The sequence below is a fragment of the Micromonospora sp. WMMD882 genome (assembly GCF_027497255.1).
Taxonomy (GTDB): Bacteria; Actinomycetota; Actinomycetes; order Mycobacteriales; family Micromonosporaceae; genus Micromonospora.
This window is the reverse complement of sequence record NZ_CP114903.1, coordinates 5,055,467-5,074,716: the sequence shown is the minus strand read 5'-3', so window position 1 is coordinate 5,074,716 and position 19,250 is coordinate 5,055,467. Positions and strand designations below refer to the sequence as shown.

At 70.6% G+C, this 19,250-nt stretch carries 18 protein-coding genes, 1 tRNA gene and 1 other RNA gene; 7 read left to right on the top strand and 13 right to left on the bottom strand.

What is annotated here, in order from left to right:
* The 5 genes from O7606_RS21730 to O7606_RS21710 all read right to left on the bottom strand — a co-directional run bounded on the left by O7606_RS21730 (position 1) and on the right by O7606_RS21710 (position 4,867).
* On the bottom strand, positions 1-972 hold the full coding sequence (locus O7606_RS21730; RefSeq protein WP_281595871.1) for an ABC transporter permease: 972 nt from the start codon (positions 970-972) through the stop codon (positions 1-3).
* A complete protein-coding gene (locus tag O7606_RS21725) occupies positions 969-1,973 on the bottom strand; it encodes an ABC transporter permease (RefSeq protein WP_281595870.1) in 1,005 nt (334 codons plus the stop codon). The genes O7606_RS21730 and O7606_RS21725 overlap by 4 nt, the downstream gene beginning before the upstream one ends.
* A 75-nt stretch (positions 1,974-2,048) precedes the next feature.
* Positions 2,049-3,713 carry an ABC transporter substrate-binding protein gene (locus tag O7606_RS21720; RefSeq protein WP_281595869.1) on the bottom strand — a complete coding sequence of 555 codons (1,665 nt, stop codon included), beginning with the start codon at positions 3,711-3,713 and terminating at the stop codon, positions 2,049-2,051.
* A 241-nt stretch (positions 3,714-3,954) separates the two neighbouring features.
* Positions 3,955-4,548: a recombination mediator RecR gene (recR, locus tag O7606_RS21715; RefSeq protein ID WP_281595868.1), complete on the bottom strand. Its 594-nt coding sequence runs from the start codon at positions 4,546-4,548 to the stop codon at positions 3,955-3,957.
* Between the two features lie 10 nt (positions 4,549-4,558).
* Complete coding sequence (locus tag O7606_RS21710; RefSeq protein ID WP_281599795.1) at positions 4,559-4,867, bottom strand: YbaB/EbfC family nucleoid-associated protein; 309 nt, start codon at positions 4,865-4,867, stop codon at positions 4,559-4,561.
* Positions 4,868-5,026: 159 nt separating this feature from the next.
* Here O7606_RS21710 and O7606_RS21705 point away from each other — a divergent pair, with 159 nt between their 5' ends.
* Positions 5,027-6,100, top strand: a complete 1,074-nt coding sequence (locus tag O7606_RS21705; RefSeq protein WP_281595867.1) for a DUF2332 domain-containing protein — start codon at positions 5,027-5,029, stop codon at positions 6,098-6,100.
* Between the two features lie 322 nt (positions 6,101-6,422).
* Here O7606_RS21705 and O7606_RS21700 read toward each other — a convergent pair whose 3' ends face one another.
* Positions 6,423-9,032, bottom strand: a complete 2,610-nt coding sequence (locus tag O7606_RS21700) for a DNA polymerase III subunit gamma and tau (RefSeq protein ID WP_281595866.1) — start codon at positions 9,030-9,032, stop codon at positions 6,423-6,425.
* A 141-nt stretch (positions 9,033-9,173) separates the two neighbouring features.
* Positions 9,174-9,263, bottom strand: an RNA gene (ffs, locus tag O7606_RS21695) — signal recognition particle sRNA small type.
* 81 nt (positions 9,264-9,344) lie between these two features.
* Between ffs and O7606_RS21690 the strand changes: the two genes are divergently transcribed.
* Positions 9,345-9,429, top strand: a tRNA-Ser gene (locus tag O7606_RS21690).
* Positions 9,430-9,565: 136 nt separating this feature from the next.
* On the opposite strand, the gene O7606_RS21685 is transcribed toward O7606_RS21690, so the two are convergent.
* The 3 genes from O7606_RS21685 to O7606_RS21675 are packed head-to-tail and all read right to left on the bottom strand — an operon-like array spanning position 9,566 to position 11,345.
* Positions 9,566-9,817, bottom strand: coding sequence for a hypothetical protein (locus O7606_RS21685; protein ID WP_281595865.1), 252 nt, complete (start codon positions 9,815-9,817; stop codon positions 9,566-9,568).
* On the bottom strand, positions 9,817-11,025 hold the full coding sequence (locus O7606_RS21680) for a helix-turn-helix domain-containing protein (RefSeq protein WP_281595864.1): 1,209 nt from the start codon (positions 11,023-11,025) through the stop codon (positions 9,817-9,819). Before O7606_RS21680 ends, O7606_RS21685 begins: the two co-directional genes overlap by 1 nt.
* Complete coding sequence (locus O7606_RS21675) at positions 11,022-11,345, bottom strand: DivIVA domain-containing protein (protein ID WP_281595863.1); 324 nt, start codon at positions 11,343-11,345, stop codon at positions 11,022-11,024. Before O7606_RS21675 ends, O7606_RS21680 begins: the two co-directional genes overlap by 4 nt.
* A 197-nt stretch (positions 11,346-11,542) precedes the next feature.
* Here O7606_RS21675 and O7606_RS21670 point away from each other — a divergent pair, with 197 nt between their 5' ends.
* From O7606_RS21670 to O7606_RS21660, 3 genes are all read left to right on the top strand, one after another.
* Positions 11,543-11,821 (top strand): winged helix-turn-helix domain-containing protein, encoded by a 279-nt coding sequence (locus O7606_RS21670; protein WP_281595862.1) that lies wholly within the window; start codon positions 11,543-11,545, stop codon positions 11,819-11,821.
* A 275-nt stretch (positions 11,822-12,096) separates the two neighbouring features.
* Positions 12,097-12,702: a hypothetical protein gene (locus tag O7606_RS21665; protein WP_281595861.1), complete on the top strand. Its 606-nt coding sequence runs from the start codon at positions 12,097-12,099 to the stop codon at positions 12,700-12,702.
* 446 nt (positions 12,703-13,148) lie between these two features.
* Positions 13,149-13,541: a retropepsin-like aspartic protease gene (locus O7606_RS21660; RefSeq protein WP_281595860.1), complete on the top strand. Its 393-nt coding sequence runs from the start codon at positions 13,149-13,151 to the stop codon at positions 13,539-13,541.
* Positions 13,542-14,038: 497 nt separating this feature from the next.
* On the opposite strand, the gene O7606_RS21655 is transcribed toward O7606_RS21660, so the two are convergent.
* Genes O7606_RS21655 through O7606_RS21645 form a run of 3 tightly spaced genes read right to left on the bottom strand, consistent with a single transcriptional unit; the run spans position 14,039 to position 17,015 of the window.
* Positions 14,039-14,713, bottom strand: a complete 675-nt coding sequence (locus O7606_RS21655; RefSeq protein WP_281595859.1) for a response regulator transcription factor — start codon at positions 14,711-14,713, stop codon at positions 14,039-14,041.
* The gene (locus tag O7606_RS21650; RefSeq protein WP_281595858.1) at positions 14,710-15,951 is read right to left on the bottom strand and encodes a histidine kinase; all 1,242 of its coding nucleotides are present in this window, start codon (positions 15,949-15,951) and stop codon (positions 14,710-14,712) included. Before O7606_RS21650 ends, O7606_RS21655 begins: the two co-directional genes overlap by 4 nt.
* A 5-nt stretch (positions 15,952-15,956) precedes the next feature.
* A complete protein-coding gene (locus O7606_RS21645) occupies positions 15,957-17,015 on the bottom strand; it encodes an acyl-CoA desaturase (RefSeq protein WP_281595857.1) in 1,059 nt (352 codons plus the stop codon).
* Positions 17,016-17,419: 404 nt separating this feature from the next.
* On the opposite strand from O7606_RS21645, the gene O7606_RS21640 reads away from it, so the two are divergent.
* Together O7606_RS21640 and O7606_RS21635 are read left to right on the top strand one after the other, a co-directional pair.
* Positions 17,420-18,535 carry a PKD domain-containing protein gene (locus O7606_RS21640; protein WP_281595856.1) on the top strand — a complete coding sequence of 372 codons (1,116 nt, stop codon included), beginning with the start codon at positions 17,420-17,422 and terminating at the stop codon, positions 18,533-18,535.
* Between the two features lie 145 nt (positions 18,536-18,680).
* Positions 18,681-18,944, top strand: a complete 264-nt coding sequence (locus tag O7606_RS21635; protein WP_281595855.1) for a hypothetical protein — start codon at positions 18,681-18,683, stop codon at positions 18,942-18,944.
* The last annotated feature ends 306 nt before the right edge of the window (positions 18,945-19,250 follow it).

The following is a 19,250-nucleotide window of genomic DNA, read 5'->3' as shown; positions in this document are numbered from 1 at the left end:
CTACTTCCGCAGCTTCGGGTCGAGGGCCTCACGCAGCGCCTCGCCGAGCAGGGTGAACCCGAGCGCGGTGACGATGATGCCGACCGCCGGGTAGATCGCCAACGCCGGCCGGATGCCCAGGTACGGCTGCGCGTCGGCGAGCATCACCCCCCACTCGGGGATCGTCGAGTCCGGGTTGCCGAGGCCGAGGAAGGACAACGCGGCGGCCTCGATGATCGCGGTCGCCAGCGTCAGCGTGGCCTGGACGATCACCGGGGCGAGCGAGTTCGGCACCACGTGGGTCAGGGCGATCTTCGACCTGCGTACCCCGAGCGAGGTGGCCGCCAGCACGTAGTCGCTGTTCGACTGGGAGATCATCGAGCCGCGCAGCAGTCGGGCGAAGACCGGCACCGACACCACGCCCACCGCGATCATCACGGTGGTCAGGCTGGCCCCGAGCAGGGCCGCGACGCTCACCGCGAGCAGCAGGCTCGGCAGGGCCAGCAGCATGTCGACGAAGCGCATCAGGGCGCTGTCGACCCACCGGCCCCAGCGTCCGCCCAGCCCGGCCGCGGCCCCGGCGACGCCGCCGATCAGCGCGCCGACCGCGAGCCCGATGAGGGTGGAGACCACCCCGACGAGCAGGGTCTGCCGGGCCCCGACGACCATCCGGCTGAACACGTCCCGGCCCTGGTGGTCGAAGCCGAACCAGTGGTCGCCGCTCGGGCCGGGGATGATGCCCTGCCCGGACTTCACCAGGCCCTCGCGGATGCCGATCGAGTCGGTCGGCCCGTACGGCACGAAGAACGGCCCGACCACGGCGACCAGGACGAACAGCGTCAGGATGACCGCGCCGACGATGGCGGCGGGGTTGCGGCGCAGCCGCCGGAACGCCTCCTGCCAGAGGCTCACCCCACGCTCGTCGTCGCGGGCGGCGGCGAGCTCGGCGAGCCGGTCGATCTTCTCGCGCTTCCTGCCCGGGGTGATCGTCATCGCACCCTCACCCTCGGGTCGATCAGGCTGTAGGAGAGGTCGACGATCAGGTTCACCAGCACGTACACCACCGCGATGATCAGGATGAAGCCCATGAGGACGGGGTAGTCACGCTGGCTGATCGACTCCGCGACGAACGCGCCGATGCCGCTGAACGCGAAGACGGTCTCGGTGAGCACCGCCCCGGAGAGCAGACCACCGGCGAGCAGACCGATCGAGGTGGCCACCGGCAGCATGGCGTTGCGCAGCACGTGCCGCCGGCGGACCACGTTCTCGGTCAGCCCCTTGGCCTCGGCGGTACGGACGAAGTCCTCGCCGAGCACCTCCAGGACGCTGGCCCGGGTGATCCGCACGATGATCGCCAGCGGGATGCTCGCCAACGCGAGACCGGGCAGCACCAGGTGCCAGATCGCGTCGGCGGCGGCGTCCCACTCGCGGGTCATCAGCCCGTCCAGAACGAAGAAGTTGGTGATCCGGGTGGCTTCGATCGTCGGGTCCTGCCGGCCGCTGGACGGGAACCAGCCGAGGTTCTCCGCGAAGATCGCCTTGAGCACGTACGCCAGGAAGAAGACCGGGATGCAGATGCCGATCAGCGAGCCGCCGACGGAGAGGTGGTCCAGCAGCCGGCCGCGGCGGCGGGCGGCCAGGTAGCCCAGCGGGATGCCGACGCCGATCGCGATGACCAGGGCCATCACGGTCAGCTCGACGGTGCCCGGGAAGCGCTGGATGAACTCGGTGGTGACCTCCCGCTTGGTGGCGGTGGAGGTGCCCAGGTCGAGGCGGATCATCCGGCGGATGAACCGGCCGTACTGCACCATGATCGGTTCGTCGAGACCGAGGTTGCGGCGGATCGCGGCACGCATCTCGGGGGTGCCCCGCTCGCCGAGGATGGCGGTCTCGGGGCCGCCGGGCAACCGGCGCAGCCAGATGAACAACAGGATGGAGAGCCCGAACAGCGTGGGTACGAGCTGGAGCAGGCGTCTGACGACGAACCGGAACACGGCGTCCTCGAAGGAGAGTGCGGGAAGTACGGGCGGGCGTCGAGGTCGACGCCCGCCCGTACTTGTTGTCTCAGATCAGGACTTGAACTCGGCGGTCTCGAACCGCTCGTCGGTGAGCGGGCTCGCCTGGATGCCCGTCACGTCCTTGCCGAACACGATCGCCGGCGGCGAGTGCGAGATCGGCACACCCGGGAGGAAGCTCATGATGTCCGCGTTGAGCTCCTTGTAGAGCGCGGTGCGGGCGGCGATGTCGGCGGTGCTGTCGGCCTTCTTGAACTTCTCGAACAGCGCCGGGTTGTTGAAGCCCCACTCGTCCTTGGGCCGGTCGAAGAAGGTGCCGATGAAGTTGTAGCCGTCGCCGTAGTCACCGGTCCAGCCCAGGAAGTGGATGTCGTGGGCGGCGCCGGAGGTGGTGGCGTTGAGGTAGTCCGGGCTCCACTTCAGCGGGATCGGCTCGACGGTGATGCCGACCGCCTTCAGGTCCGCCGAGAGCAGCTCGAAGATGTCCTTCGGGTTCGGCATGTACGGCCGGGTGACCTCGGTCGGGTAGTGGAACCGCAGGGTCAGGTTGGTCGCGCCGGCCTCGGCCAGCAGCGTCTTGGCCTTCTCCGGGTTGTAGTCGTACTTGGTGACGTCGCCGTTCCAGCCCTCGACGGTCTCCGGGAAGAAGTTCTCGGCGACCTTCGCGCCCGGGGGCAGCTTCGAGTCGACGAGCGCCTGCCGGTTCAGGGCGTGCGCGATGGCCTGCCGGACCTTCAGGTCGGCCAGCTTCGGGTTCCCCTTCTGGTTGATCGCCAGGTAGAGGATGTTGAACGCCGGGCGGGTCAGGACGTTGAAGCCCTCACCCTTGAGCGGCTCGACGTCGGCCGGGCCGACCAGGTCGTACGCCTGGATGTCGCCGGAGCGCAGCGCCTGCTTGCGGGCGTTCTCGTCGGAGATCGTCTTGTAGATGATCGTCTTCAGCTTGGCCTTGCCGCCGTAGTAGTCGTCGTTGCGCTCGATGGTGAGCGTCTTGTTGGCGACGTCCCACGCCTTGAACTTGAACGGCCCGGTGCCGGTCGGGTGCTCCATCGCGTACGCCGGGTACTTGATGTCCTCGGCGGTGCCGGTGACGTTGCTGGCGTCGTACTGCTCCAGCGCCTTCGGGCTGTGCATGGAGAACGACGGCAGCATCAGCGCGGCCGGGACCTTGCTGGACACCCGGGTGAAGGCCAGGTCGACGGTGCCGGCGTCCTTGGCGGTGCAGGACTTGAAGAGGCTCTCGCCCAGGTCTGGGCTCTCGTTCTTGGCGAAGCCGCCCATCACGTCCTGCCAGTACGCGGTCACGTCCGGGCTCTGCATGAGGCCCTTGGCGTTGTACCAGCGGTCGAAGTTGACGCAGACGGCCTCGGCGTTGAAGTCGGTGCCGTCGTGGAACTTCACCCCGGAGCGGAGCTTGAACGTCCACACCGTGCCGGTGGCGTCCGGCGTCCAGGACTCGGCCAGACCCGGGGTGGGCTTGGTGCCGCCCTCCTCGGGGGTCACCAGGGTCTCGAAGATCTGCCGCGACACCCGCAGCGACTCGCCGTCGCTGGCGAAGCTCGGGTCGAGCACCTTCGGGTCCCCGGCTACGCCGAAGATGAGGGTGTCCTTCTTGCTGCCGCCGGAATCCTCGCCACGGTCGCTCTCGGCGCAGCCTGCGACCGCGAGGGCCGCGGCCGCAACGGCCGCCAGCGCGGCCTTCGACCTGGGTGCACGCATGGGTGCTTCACCTCGTCCTAAGGGGTACGGACAACCTGGTGACCGGGGTCACCGCTGGCGGTGACCTTAGCCTCCGTTCGGAGTTCCCCGAAACTATTGACGAAGCTGTTGGTACCGGATCGTGTCTTTGTCACTGCGGCCAGCGCGGAAGGACCCTGTTTTCCGCCCGAAATGGTCCTGGTTCGCCCCGGTTCAGCTATGCGAATTTGTTACATCGACCGTCGACTCGACCCCGCGCATGTCAGACCGCGCGCCGTCCCTCGAACGCCCGGCCCAGGGTGATCTCGTCGGCGTACTCCAGGTCACCGCCGACCGGCAGACCGCTGGCCAGCCGGGTCACCGCGATCCCCATCGGCTTCACCAGCAGGGCCAGGTACGTCGCGGTCGCCTCACCCTCGGTGTTCGGGTCGGTGGCCAGGATCAGCTCCCGGACCGACCCGCCGCCGAGCCGGGCCATCAGCTCCCGGACGCGCAGGCTGTCCGGGCCGATCCCCTCCAACGGGTTGATCGCCCCACCGAGCACGTGGTAGCGGCCCCGGAACTCGCCGGTCCGCTCGATCGCCACCACGTCCTTGGGCTCCTCGACCACGCAGAGCACCTCGTCGGTGCGGCGCGGGTCGCGGCAGATCCGGCACTGCTCGCTCTCGGCGACGTTGTAGCAGCTCGTGCAGAACCGCACCAGATCCTTGACCTTGCGCAGCGCGCCGGCCAGCCGGTTGACGTCCGCCGGATCGGCGGACAGCACGTGGAACGCGATCCGCTGGGCGCTCTTCGGGCCCACGCCCGGCAGCCGCCCCAGCTCGTCGATCAGATCCTGGATGGCACCCTCGTACATGCGGTCAGGCTCAGAAACCGGGCAGGCCGAGGCCGCCCATACCGCCCGCGACCGGGCCCATCTTCTGCTCGGTCAGCTCGCGGGCCGCCTCGGCGGCGTTGTGCACGGCCGCGACGACCAGGTCCTCCAGGGTCTCCACGTCCTCCGGGTCGACCGCCTTCGGGTCGATCCTGATCGACTTCAGCTCGCCGGAGCCGGAGACGGTCGCGGTGACCAGCCCGCCGCCGGCGGTGCCGGTCAGCTCCGCCTCGGCCAGCTCCGCCTGGGCCTGGGCGATCTGCTGCTGCATCTTCTGCGCCTGCTTCAGCATCTGCTGCATGTTCGGCTGTCCACCTGGGCGCACGGATGACTCCCTCTCGCGCTCGTCCAACTCGGCCGCCGTCAGCCTATCCGCTGTGAGCAGGCTCGCCCCGCGCGGTGCTTCCCTGCCGGCAGGTCCCGGCGGAGGATCAGCGGAGTCGATCGGGGGAGGCGGCGGATGTCCATGGACCAGGTGGCACAGGACCTGGACGAGGAGGCCGACGCCTGCGCGCAGATGGCCGCCGACGGGTACGCCGACCTGCTGCGCCGGGCCGCCGCCGACATCCGCGCCGGTGGGCCGTGCGGCACCCTCCTGAAGGAGTACGCGGACACGCCGACCACCGGAGTGCTGCCGTTGCGCCTGCTCGGCGGGGTGCACGCGCTCGTCCTCGCCGGCCGCGCCCCGGAGCTGGCCCGCTACTACCCCAGCGCGGGCGGCACGTGCCGACCCGGTGACGAGGACGCCCGCTGGGCCGCGTTCCGGGCCGTGGTCGACGCGGAGTCGGCCACCCTGCGCGGCTGGTTGCGCCGCCCACCGCAGACCAACGAGGTCGGCCGGGCCAGCCTGCTCATCGCCGGCCTGCTGCACGCCGTCACCGAGCTGGGTGACCTGCCGGTGCGCCTGGTCGAGCTGGGCGCCAGCGCCGGGCTGAACCTCCGCGCCGACCGGTTCCGGGTGGAGTCGCCCGGGTTCGCCTGGGGGCCCGTCGACTCCCCGGTGCGCCTCCCCGACGCCTGGCGGGGCGCGCCGCCCGACTGGCTGCGGGCGGCCGGCGCGGCGTACCCGGAGCTGACCGTGGTGGAACGGCTCGGCTGCGACCCCCGACCGCTCGACCCGACCGACCCGGACGGCGCGCTCACGCTGCGGGCGTACGTCTGGCCCGAGCACACCGAACGGGCCGCCCGACTGGCCGGGGCGCTGGAAGTGGCCGGGCAGGTGCCGGCGACGGTGGTCACGGCGGGGGCCGCCGACTTCCTCGCCGGCATCCGGCCGACCCCGGGGACGCTGACCGTCGTCTGGCACTCGGTGGTGCAGCAGTACGTCCCGGCGCAGGAGTGGGCCCGGGTGGACGCCGAACTCGAGCGCCTGGCCGGGGCGGAGGCCCCCGTCGCGTACCTGGCGTACGAGCCGTACCCGGATCGGGACCCGACCCGCAGCCCCCGCTGCCGCCTGCTGGCCCGGCTCGGCGACGGCCCGACCCGGCGACTCGCCGAGGGGCACCCGCACGGCCTGCCCGCCTGGCTCCCCTGACCGGCGCCACGCCAGGGGGCGCCGTGCGCTTCGAATGCCGGCAGCCGCGCGGCGCTCACCCTGGGCGCGATCCAGGCCGATAACCACCCCCTCCGCCCCTTTGCTCTGCACCCTTCCACGCACCAGACACTCTCGGTGAACAGCAGCTTCCCGCCCCGACCGCCGCCGCTCTGCCGCCGCTCTGCCGCAGCTCCTGCTCAGCAATGGTGGTGCGGAGCCGGGTGCAGAGCAAAGGGCGCGCCGAGAAGAGGACCACCCCGCGTAGGGTCACCCAACGTGAACGACCACCACTTGGCCTAGCGGGCATCGACCTCGTCGATGCCTACCGCGCGTCGACCTCGTCGATCTTCTCCGCGCCGAAGACCTCGCGGAGCAATTGCGCCGCCTGCTCCTCGCTGGACCGCCGGGCGGCCCGCTCGTCGACAACCTCGTCGAGCGGCTCGTCCCCCGGGTGGAAGCCCTCGAAGCTCGGCGCGGCCGGCTGCGGCGTGCCGACCGTCCGGCCGCCGCCGCGCAGCGGACCGTCGTAGTCCGGGTCGTACGGTGGCTCCCCGGCGAACTCGCTGTCGGCGGTCCGCCGCCCGGCCTGGTCACCCCGCCCGGCGAGGTCACCCCGCCCGGCCGGGTCGCTCCGGTTCCCCCGCGCGGCGGCACGGGCGGCGGCGATCGCGCTGCTCACCTGCGCGCCGCCGGCTGACCGGGTGGGCGCGGCGGGTCGGGCCGCCGGGCTGTCGGCGGGCCGGGGCAGGGCCGACCGGACGGCGGTGGCGGTCCCGGGGGTCGGGGTCGACACGTCCGGGGTCGACGCGTCCGGTGTCGAGGGGGCAGGTGGGCTGGTGGTGACGCTCCCACCCGGCCGGGCCGGCTCGGGCCAGTCGTCGGACACGTCGGCCGACCCGTTCGCCGTCGTACCCGCCGATCCTTCCCCCGGCGCCGACCGCCCGGGAACGCTCGACGGGGTGGCCGCCGGCCGGGCCGGAGCCGGGGCGGCGGACGCCGGTGGCGGAGCCGTGACCGGGGACGGGGCCGGAGCGGCGGACGCCGGTGGCGGGGCCGGGGCGGCGGCCGACGGCGGACGGGCCGGGGCGGCGGCCGGACGCGCCCCGCCGGGCGACGACACGCCGGACCGCTGCCCGGCGACCTCGCAACGGATCTGCCAGCGCCCGCCCAACTCCTCGTAGAGGGCGTCGGCGAGCACCTGCGCGTGATCGGTAAGCATCCGGGCCAGCACCGACGACTTCACGGTCAGCACCAGGGTGTCGCCGTCCAGGTCCCGGACGACCGCGTCCCGCATCAGCGCGGCGATCTTCTTGTGGGTCCGGTTGACCTTGCCGACCACGTCACCCCAGACCCGGCGTACGGAGACCGCGTCGAGGGCGCCGGACGGCACGGGCGCGTCGGGGCGGGGCGGGGCGGGCGTCGCCGGATCGGGCATGACCGCCTCCGGCGGCGGCACCCGGCGCGGCTCGGTCGACGTCGACTGCTGGGCCGCGGCGGCGTTCCGGACCGGTCCCGCCCCCGGCCCGACACCCCGGTCCGGTCCAGCGCCGGACGCGACACCCCGGTCCGGTCCCGCCTGCGGCCCGGCGGCCCGCTCCACCGCCGATTCCGGCGGCACGGCGGGAGTCACCGGGGCCGGCGCGGGCTCGGCGCGTACCGCTGGCGGGGTGGCGGCGACCGGCGCGGTGGCGACCCGCGCGGTGGGGGCGACCGCGGTGGGGGCGACCGGGGTGGCGACCGGCGCGGAGTCGGCGGCGACGGCCGGAACGCCCAGGGTGAGGCGGCGTTCCATCCGCTCCAGGCGTTGCAGCAGGCCACCGGCGCTGTCGTCGGCACCGGGCAGCAGCATCCGGGCGCAGACCAGCTCCAGCAGCAGCCGGGGCGCGGTGGTGCCGCGCATCTCGACCAGGCCGTTGTGCACGATGTCCGCGCAGCGGGACAGCGTCGCCGGGCCGAGCCGCTGCGCCTGCGCGGTCATCCGTTCGATCTGGTCGGCGGGGCCGTCGATCAGGCCCTTGTCGGCGGCGTCCGGGACCTGCTGGAGCACGATCAGGTCACGGAGGCGTTCGAGCAGGTCGGAGGCGAACCGGCGGGGGTCGTGTCCGGCCTCGGCCACCCGGTCGACGGTGGCGTACGCCGCCGCGCCGTCCCCGGCGGCGAGCGCGTCGCACATCTCGTCGATCAGGCCGGCGTCGGTGACGCCGAGCAGCGCGGCGGCGCGGGCGTAGCTGACGCCCTCCGGCCCGGCCCCGGCGATCAACTGGTCGAGCACGGAGAGGCTGTCCCGGGCGCTGCCACCGCCGGCCCGGACCACCAGCGGGAACACCGCCGGATCGACGGTGACCCCCTCCGCCTGGCACAACTGCTCCAGGTACGGCCGGAGCGTCTTCGGCGGGATCAGCCGGAACGGGTAGTGGTGGGTCCGCGACTTGATGGTGCCGAGGACCTTCTCCGGCTCGGTGGTGGCGAAGATGAACTTGACGTACTCCGGAGGCTCCTCGACCAGCTTGAGCAGGGCGTTGAAGCCGGCCGACGAGACCATGTGCGCCTCGTCGATGACGTAGATCTTGAAGCGGCTGTTGGCCGGCGCGAAGAACGCCTTCTCGCGCAGCTCACGGGCGTCGTCGACGCCGCCGTGGCTGGCCGCGTCGATCTCGATGACGTCGATCGAGCCGGCCCCGTCGCCGCCCAGCGACCGGCAGGAGCCGCACTGCCCGCACGGCTCCGGGGTGGGGCCCTGCTCGCAGTTGAGCGAGCGGGCCAGGATCCGGGCGCTTGAGGTCTTGCCGCAGCCGCGCGGCCCGGAGAAGAGGTACGCGTGGTTGAGCCGCCCGCTGCGCAGCGCCTGCGACAGCGGCTCGGTCACGTGCTCCTGCCCGATGACCTCCGCGAACGTGCGCGGCCGGTACTTGCGGTAGAGCGCCAGTGCCACCCGTCCCGCCTCCTCTCGACCGAGCCATTCTGCGCCGGCCCGCCGCAGGTGACCACCCACCCCGCCGTGACCCGGCCCCGACCTGACCCGCAGGCCCGTGACCTGGCTGACCCGCAGGAGGCTACCGGTGCCCGGAGACGAAAAGGCCTCCCGTGCACCCGGCAGAGCTCGCTTATCCTTGCTGCCTTCCGGCCCTGGGGAGGTTCACGAGATACCGCCGCACGGGAGGTAGCCTCAGCCTACCCGACCCTGTGACGATCTTCAGGGGGTGGTGGGGTGGACGAGCCGGACGGGACCTGTACTCTGTTCGGCGGAGGATTCGCCTAGAGGCCTAGGGCGCACGCTTGGAAAGCGTGTTGGGTTAACACCCTCACGAGTTCGAATCTCGTATCCTCCGCTCGTGTCACGGCCGGCCCCGACGGGGCCGGCCTTTCCGTTTCTTGATCCACTCCACTTCCTGGATAAGGGGCCTTCGCGTCGGGCGGACACCCCCACATCCTGGATCTGGACCGCCGGAGCAGGGTCGACCCGGGTCAGCGGGGCAGGCGTCGGGCGCAGGGGGCGTCATGCCCAGGGCGCAGCAGGCAGCGGCGGCCGGTGGGCAGTCGACGCGGGCAGAAGGCTTCCTGCCGTACCGTCGGATGGTCGGCGGCGGTGACGGTGACCTCGTCGCACTCGACCAGGCGGTGGAAGCTCAACGAACGGGCCACGACCCGGGCGACCCGGGCGGCGGTGTCCAGGTCCTCGGCGAGCACCGGCAGCTCGATCAGGAAACGCCGCTTCATCAGGCGATCCCGAGCACGCTGGCCAGGTGCGCGACACCGGCGGTGGCCGGTCCGCCGCGCGCCACGGCGGCGATCACCGTACGCGCGGCAGGCCGGGACCGGATCTCGGCCGGCGCGACCCGGTCGGCGTCCAGCAGCAGCCGGCCGGCAGCGGCCAGCTCACCGACCTGGAGGTACGCCCGCGCGGCGTCCACCAGGTACGCGGCGCGACGTTCGGCCGGCAGCCGTACCCACTGGTCCTCGCCGGTGATCTTCTCGTGTCGGCTGATCGCGCCTGCGGCGTCGCCGAGTTCGACCGCCGCCGCGATCCGGGCCAACTCGACGGCGGTACGGCCGAAGCACGTCCAGTGGTGGTCGTGACCGTCCCCGACCAGCTCGGCGATCCCGGCCGCCTGGTCGGTGAGTTCCTGCACGCCGGACGGGTCGCCCCGGCTGGCCGCCGCCAACGCCGCCTGGAGCAGCAACGTCCCGAGCACCGACAACTCCCCCGGCGTGCTGTCCTCCGGCCTCGGGGCGGCGATCGAGTGGCCGGCGGCGAGCGCCACCGCCAACGCCAGCCGGTCCCCGCCCAGCGCCCGTAACGACTGAGCGAGCGGGATCGCGGCGACGGCGGCGAGCAGCGGATCACCGGCGGCCACCGTCAGCGCCCGGTCGGCGGCCAGCCAGGCCAGCTCGGCCTGCCCGAGCTTGACCAGCACCGACGAGGTGGCCCGGTACACCTGCACCAGCAGGTCCGCCGGGCGTTCCGGCTGCGCGGCGTGGGCGCGCTGCACGTCCCGGAGCAGGCCCGGCAGTATCCGCAGCAGTTGCGGGTAGTGCGCGTGCTGGTACGTCAACCAGGCGTGCCCCACCCGTCGGCGCAGCTCGGTGACCGGCACCGTCGGCTGGTGAATACGTCCGGGTGGGGTGAAGTCGTAGCGGGCGAGGGCGGCCCGGACCGCGTCGACCTGGTGACGCCCGGCGGTGGTGGCGTCCCCCTCGGCGGCCGGCGGCAGGGACCGGCCGAGCAGCACCGCCGGGTCGACGCGGAGCGCCTCGGCCACCTCCCGGACCACCGTCAGCCGGTCGAGGGCGCGGACGCCCCGTTCGACCTTGTCGACCCAGCTCTTGGACTTGCCGAGCCGGTCGGCCAACATCTGCTGCGTCATGCGTCGCCGGGCCCGCCAGTGCGCCACCCGCCGCCCGATCGGCAGCTCGGCGACGTTCACCGGTACAGGGCGCGGCTGTTGCGGATGCGGGCCTGCTCGGACTGCCACCGTCGCAGCGCGTCCTTGACGTGCGCGGTCTCCCGGCGGGCCCGATCGGCGGCCTCCTGCGCGGCGGCCAACTCCAGGGCCACCCGGTCGAGGAAACGCCGCACGTCCTCCGGGTCCAGACCCCGCCGGCCCAGCCGGGTCCGCCGGAACCGGCGGTCGCGGACCTGCGCCGGGTAGAGCGGCAGACAGTGCCGGGACCGGTAGGGAACGCCGTCGGGAGGCCGATGCCGGACGGTACGCCAGCCGAAGAGTCGTCCGATGAGGTCTTTCACGGGAACCTGCCTTTCGACTGTAGGTCAGGAGGAGAGCGGATCCGTGGTGGGCGCTGGAAGGCCCCCGGGCAGACCCCGGCTGCTGTCAGCGCAGTTCCCGCAGCCGGGATCTCACCCTCAGTCCCCGCTGGCTTGCCGACCGTGAGGACCTGTCGACAAACCTGCCATGGCTTTCCATTGATAGTCAAGCTCTGTCCATGGGTGGTTCACTCTCAGGTGCCGACCGTGAGAGGAACCGACCAGTGCCACCGCAGTACGCCTACCAACGCGTTGCCGAAGACCTGACCAGGCGAATCACGTCCGGGGAGTTTCCACCGGGCTCCCGACTGCCCAGCCGCGCTCAACTCTGCGAGGAGTACGAGGTCTCCAGCTTCGTCGCCGACCGAGTCTTCCTGATCTTGAAGATGAACGGCCTCACCGATTCGCTCCCCGGTGCCGGCGTCTACGTCAAGGAGAGAGGAACGGCCGAGGGGTAAGGCTGATGGGTGCGCACGAGATCCGGATGCGGCTGGAGCGGGATCAGCCGCCAGCGTGTCTACGCGATAACTCGGCCATCGGAGCGGGGAACGACCGGTGTGACGTGATGGCATGACCAGGCTGGCCGATCAGATGGAGACCTACGGCTGGCCCGAATATCTCGACCTGCTTGTACCCAGCGTACCTGTCGCACGGCCTGAGCACATGAGGTGACCTAGCTTCTACACGCCCAACCTCTGTGCCTGCGAGGCGTCTACGGTCTACTCTAGTAAGCGTGTCGAACTTCTTTACGCCGTTGACAGTTCCCCGAGCCGCGTTCGAGGAATTCGTGCGAAAGGTGGATAGTGCTGTTGGGAAGCATGCCATAGCGCTAGCGCTACATGAAGATTTTCCGTATAGGGCTCTCCAGGTTGTAGGGGATGGATGCGACCTCGCGGTAACGGGCTTGGATGATGCTGAAGATCTGATTGACAATCTCGACCAGATCCTCTTCTTTGCATTTGAGTATGCGCCCGAGGAAGTTATCCGCGAGTGGGCATCCGAACATGAAGAGGACTTGGCTGGCGAAGCTGTGTCCAGGGTTACCCATCTCCGGAGCGGAATGCCCAACTTGGCTACCCTTTGGCGCGAAAAGTCCTTTGCGATAGTTCCGCCCCTAACGTCGTTTAGGTACAAGTTGATACATGACGCAGAGGGCAATCCAACCTCTGTCATCGCCTACATGTCCGCCGGTCGGATAAGTATCTCCGGCAAGCCAGACTCAAGTGATGTCACTCGACTCCGTGTACAACTCTGGCCGTCTGATGTACAATCGTTAATTGAAAAACTGGAACATTTGCGTGACGACCACTTCGGGAAGCGGGCTCAGGAGGGGGAGTGAATGAACTGGAATAGAAGTTCTCGACCCGAAAAGTCCTGGTCCAGTGTGGCGCGGGAGTCGACTCCCGGTGGGAGTGTGCGGCGATCTCCTGTTGTTGGAAACAAGGGTTGGAGCGGCGTTCCCTTAGGTGCTGCCCGGCGTTCTGGTGCCGGGAAGGGCGGGGTTGACTGGGATTGGGCACTGCAAACCTCTGTGGTTGCACAGTATTCCGCGCGGAGGTCTGGTGAGAGCCATTCTGATTCGCCGCGACCTGCCGGGAACGTTGATCTGCGGACCCTTGGCCAGGGCCTTCGCGCCTACCGCGGTAAGTGGGTCGCGGTTCGAGGATCGGTAGTTGTTTATTCGGGGAACACTCCGGCCGAAGTGATAAAGTATCTACGCGATAATAATTTGACGGTGGATCTAACATTTCCGGTCCCCATCGGAAACGGACGGTCTGACCGTCTGTGAAGTTCGACTACTTCGTATTGCCCGACCAATATCCACGTCCCGTTGTGCCGGTTACGATTGAAGGAATTTCTAACACGAATTTCTTATGCCTCGTTGATTCGGGTGCGATACATAACCGATTTGATGCAAGCGTGGCCGAGCTGCTGGGAATCGATCTTGGCGACTGTGATCCAGTTACGCCATTCTATGCTGGCTCGCATCTTTATACCGGATTCATGACTCAAGTAAATTTGTCAATTGGAGAGCTTTCGTGGTACGCCCCTGTCTGCTTTGTGCCGGACTGGCAAGGCGAATTCCCACTGCTTGGCCATGAGGGTTTTTTCCGGTGGTTCGAAGTAGGATTCTATGCCGCTGATAGCTATCTGACGTTAGAGTATGCCGCGCATTAGTCGGGTTCTGTTGGACCAGGCCGGGCTGCCAGCTGCCCTGCCTCTGGGCTCATCGTGTGGAATCGCTGCCGAACGCGGAGTGGGCCCTACGTGCCGCTTCGCCATGGCCACTCGTCTCGATTGCAGTCTAGTTCGTAGACGTACCTGACCGTTCGCTTGGGGCTGCAACAGGTCTGCATCCCTACTGGCCAGACGCGGTTGTTCGTTGTCGGACGCTGGTAGACAGACAACGAAAGCATGTGAGGGATGTACGCCTTCTGCGGGTTCAAATCAGGCCGCCACCGCTCGGGAACAGCGCAAACGCCCGGTCGATCCGTACGGATCGACCGGGCGTTTGCGCTGTTGGTCTCGGTTTCGGTCGGCGGTTGTCAAGGCTTCCTCCCGGTGGCACCGAAGTGGTGGGCTGGGTCCCAGAGGGTCTCGGTACGGGCGGGACCGTTTGATCCGTCCCAGGGCCGACGAGGAGTAGCCGCCAGCCGCCCGGAGAAGTTGGGGGTCTACTCGCCCGGGGCGACCAGGCCCGACTCGTACGCGAACACCACCGCCTGGGCGCGGTCGCGCAGGTCGAGCTTGGTGAAGATCCTGCTCACGTGCGTCTTCACCGTCTGCTCGGCCAGGATCAGCGTCTCCGCGATCTCCGCGTTGGACCGGCCGCGCGCCACCAGGACGAGCACCTCGGTCTCGCGTTCGGTCAGGGCCTTGAGCCGCAGCGCGGGCCGTCCCCGGGTCACCGGTCGCTGCCGGACGAAGTCGGCGATGAGCCGGCGGGTCACCGACGGGGCGAGCAGCGCGTCGCCGGCGGCCACGATGCGTACGGCGGCGATGAGGTCGACCGGCGGCGCGTCCTTGAGCAGAAATCCGCTCGCGCCGGCCCGCAGCGCCTCGTAGACGTAGTCGTCGATGTCGAACGTGGTGAGCATCAGCACGCGCGGCCGGTGCGCCACGCCCGGCGGGGGCGACAGCAGCCGGCGGGTCGCCTCCAGGCCGTCCATCTCGGGCATCCGGACGTCCATCAGCACCACGTCGGGGCGGGTGCGGCGGCTGAGGTCGACGCCCTGCGCGCCGTCGGGGGCCTCGCCCACCACGTCGATGTCGGTCTGGGCGGCGAGCAGCGCGGCGAAGCCGGCCCGCACCATCGCCTGGTCGTCCACGATGATCACGCGCGTCGTCACGTGCGGTCCCTCCCGTCCAGGGGAACGTCAAGCGGAACGGTCAGGGGCAGTCGGGCGGCGACCCGGAACCCGCCGTCCGGCAGCGGCCCCGCGTCGAGGGCGCCGCCGAGGATGCGTACCCGCTCACGCATGCCGACCAGGCCGTGCCCGGTGTCGCCCACCTCCAGCGGCGCGGCGGGCGGCACGGGCGACGGCCCGTTGACGACGAGGACGGTGAGCAGCTCCCCGTCCGCCGTCACCGACACCCGGGTCGGCGCGCCGGGCGCGTGCCGTACGACGTTGGCCAGGGCCTCCTGGACGATGCGGTACGCGGCGAGCCCGTGCGCCTCGGGCACGTCAGCGCCGCCGGGGGTGAACTCCACCGGTACGCCGGCCCGCGCCGTCGCCTCCACCAGTTTGCCGAGCCGCGTCAGGTCCGGCTGGGGGGCGAGCTCGCCCTGCGTCTCCTCGTTCCGCAGTACGCCGAGGAGCCGCCGCATCTCACCGAGCGACTGGCGGGCGGTGGTCGCGATCGACGTGAACTCGTCCCGCACGTCCGGCGGCAGCCCGGGCAGGCGGTACGCGGCGGTGTCGGCCTGCACGGTGATCACGGACATATGGTGCGCGACGACGTCGTGCAGCTCACGGGCGATCCGGGCGCGTTCCTCCAGCAGGGTGCGCCGACCACGCTCGGTCTCGCTGATGGTCTTCTGTTCGGTCAGTTCGCGCTGCACGTCGTACCACTCGCGGAGCGCTCCGGCGAGCAGCAGCGCGACGCCGCCGAGGATGACCATCAGGGTGCTGCTGCCCGTGCCGCCGGGCGCGACGAGGCCCAGGCCGACGCCGGCGGCCACCGTCGCCAGCCACACCCGCAGCAGGGTCCGGCGCGGCTCGCGCAGGCCCAGCGCGAGGCAGAGGCCGACGTACCCGACGATCTGCGGGGGCGGGAACGGCCAGACGTGTTGCTCGTCGAAGCCGACGGCGAGCACGAGGAGCGCCCCGACCACGTCCGCGCCGAGGATCACGTACCAGGCCGGCAGCGGGCGGACGACGGCCAGCAGCAGCGGCGCGGTCTGCGCGACGGCCAGCCCGCTCGCGACGCCGCCGTTCAGGCCGTAGTCGACGCTGAGCACGTGGATGGTGACGGGCAGCAGGGAGACGGACAGCGCGAACGCCACCACCCACGGCAGCGGCCGTACCCACCGGCGGGACGCCCCCGCGAGCAGCGCGCGCCCGCGCTCCCCCACCGTCGAGGTCATGGGCCTCACCCTACGGGCGACGGGTCGCGCAGCGGCTCTCCGACCTCGTGCAGGTGCCGCAGCGCCTGCCGGTAGGAGTCGACCGGGCCGGTCTCCGCGTACGGGATGCCCAGGTCGCGGCAGTGGGCCCGCACCAAAGGCTGCGCGAGCCTCAGGTGCGGGCGGGGCATGCTGGGGAACAGGTGGTGCTCGATCTGGTAGTTCAGGCCGCCGAGGAACCAGTCGGTGAGGACGCCACCCCGCACGTTGCGGGAGGTGAGCACCTGGCGGCGCAGGTGTCCCCACTTCTCGCCGTCCGGGTCGGGCATCTCCATCCCCTTGTGGTTGGGCGCGAAGGCCAGGCCCAGGTGCAGCCCGAACAGGGCCTGGTGGATGGCGGCGAAGGCGAGGGCGTGCGCGGGCGGCATGGTGGTCAGCAGCAGGGTGACGTAGCCGACCAGGTGGGCCACGATGAGCGTGCCCTCCACCAGGCGTTCGCGGCCGGTCTGCCGGCGCAGGTACCGGATCCCGTTCACTTTCAGGGCGAGCCCTTCGAGGAGGGTGAGCGGGAAGAACAGCCACGCCTGGCGGCGGGTCAGCCAGGCCCGGAAGCCGGTGCGGTCGGCGGCCTGCCGGCCGGTGAAGACGAGGACGTCCGCGACGACGTCCGGGTCCTTGTCGACGTGGTTGGGGTTGGCGTGGTGGCGGTTGTGTTTGTCGTTCCACCAGGCGTAGCTCATGCCGAGCAGCAGGTTGCCGTGGACGAGCCCGATGCGGCGGTTGGTGGCCCGGTCGCCGCTGATCTGGGCGTGGCCCGCGTCGTGTCCGACGAACGCCGTCCGGGCGGTGAGGACGGCCAGGACGGGAGCGAGCCCGAGCACCCACCACGAGTCGCCGATCACCGCCATGGCGGCGACGACGGCGGCCAGGCCGAGCGCGTTGGTCACGATGGTTCGCGCGTACCAGCCGGTGCGCCGGCCGAGCAGTCCCCGTTCCCGTACGGCGTGCAGCAGGGGCGTGAACTCGCTGGCCGGGGCGATGGTGGCAGTCCCGGGCCTGGACCTGGTGGTGCTCCTGTGGGGCATCCGTCCGTCTCCCTCCGTCTCGTCCGTGGTGACGGGGCAGACGGTAGGGAGACGGTCCGGAGCAGGGCGTCACGCTGTGGAGCCAGGTGGGAGGGGATACCCCGGTACGGGGTGGGCCAGGGTCCGGCCTGTCGTGGCCGAACACCCGCACGGCGGCGTCCGGCGTCCCTGCCTGACTTCACTTCCTGGAAGTGGAGCCCCTGGGGCTGCTTTGACAGCCCCACATCCTGGATCTGGAGTCGATCAAGGGGTGCCGGGCAGGGCAGGGCACGCCGTAGCCGTAGGTGGGGGTCGGCGGTATCCGCCGTTCGCCGGAACACGAACGACCCTCAACGGCCATCACTTTCAGTGGTCGTATTGCTACGCTCATGTCCGTCCACATAGGATCACGACGAGGAGAGCTCATGGTCGAACGGGTGCTGATCCGATGTGCCGTAGCCCTGGCCGTTCTGGTGGCTCTGGTCGGCGTCCGGCCGGCAGCAGCCTTCGCGGCGCCTTCCAACGACGACTTCGCCAACGCCACGACGATCAGCAGCCTGCCGTTCAGCACGGCCCAGGCCACCAAGGCCGCGACCGCCGACCCGAGCGACCCGCAGGGGTGCCACGCCAACCGGTCGGTCTGGTTCGCCTTCACCCCGGACCGGGACATGCTGATCCGGGCGACCACCGCCGGGAGCGGGTACTCGACGGTGCTCTCCGCCTGGACCGGCGCCCGGGGGGCGCTGACCCAGCAGGCCTGCAACTACGACTACGACGACGGAAGGGACCGGATCAACTCCCGGATCACCTTCCCGGCGACCGCCGGCACCACCTACTACCTCCTGGTCGTCGCGTACTTCGACGACGAGGTGGGCCGGCTGAAGCTGTCCGTCGACGAGGCGACCGCGCCCGCGAACGACAACTTCGCCGACGCGACCACCATCGGACGGGTGCCCTTCTCGTACCTGGCGGCTCTGGACGCCGCGAGCATGGAGGCCGGCGAGCCCACCGCCTCCTGCGGCCCGATGAGGAAGACGGTCTGGTTCTCGTACACCCCGACGGTCACCCGGTCGCTCACCGCGTCGATGAACTACTGGGGCGGCGTGGTCGTCCACACCGGCACGTCGCTTACCGACCTGACCCCGATCGGCTGCTCGTCCCGGCTCACCTTCCGGGCCGAGGCGGGCACGACGTACCACTTCCAGGTCACCGAGAGCGGGTGCTGCACCGCGGAGCCGTCCAACGGGAAGGTCGGTTTCGACCTGGCGGTCGCGCCGGACCCGGTGGCGGACTTCGTCGTCCGGACCCCCAACCCCACCGTCCACGACGTCGTCAGCTTCGGCAACCTGTCGGCCGACCCCGGGCGCACCGGCCCGATGTCGTACCTGTGGGAGTTCGGTGACGGCACGACGTCGACCAGCTACGAGCCCACCCACCAGTACGCCGCCGACGGCGACTACCCGGTGAAGCTCACGGCGACGACCGTCGACGGCCGGACGGCCTCGAAGACCGTCGTCGTCGCGGTGCGGACCCCGGCGTGACGGTCACCAGGCGTTTCACGTCGAGCTGACGCGTTGGGGAGGCCTCCGTACCGCCCCGGGAAGGTCTCCACCACAATCGGAGATCGTCATAGGTCACACCGAAAGGACACCGGTGAAACGCCGACTTCTGCACGTAATGACGGCCATGACCGTCGTTCTGGCCGGCTCGATGGCGGTCGCCACGCCGGCCTCGGCGAGCGACGCGTGGGGCATCGTCTGCAACCTGAAGGAGAACACCTGGCTGCGGGCCGCGCCGCACAGCCACGTCCTGCGGACCCTGACCGCCGGGCGCGGGTTCCGCTGGCACGGCCAGGTCTGGGCGCTCGACGACGACGTCTGGCTGTACGGCCACGGCGCCGAGGCCCCGTCCCAGGACGGCTGGGTGCCGGGCCGCAACACCACCTGCTGAGCGGGTGACGTCAGCGAGGCTGGTCGTGGTCGCCCACGGCCGGCCTCGTTCGTCGGCCCACCCGCGGCCGGCCTCGTTCGTCGGCCCACCCGCGCCGGCGGCGGTAGCGCAGCCGGGGCAGCTCCAAAGCGCCCGCTCCGGCACCCCTTACCCCGTGCCACGCCACCCCGTGCCGCCACCCCGTGCCCTCACCCCGCGCCGCCATCCCGACCGGGCCGCCACCCGGCCGCCACCCGGCCATGGTCCGGCCCTTCCGCTCCGTGCGTGCCTCACGCTGGGTCACGGGGTACGTCGAAATGCGGTTCA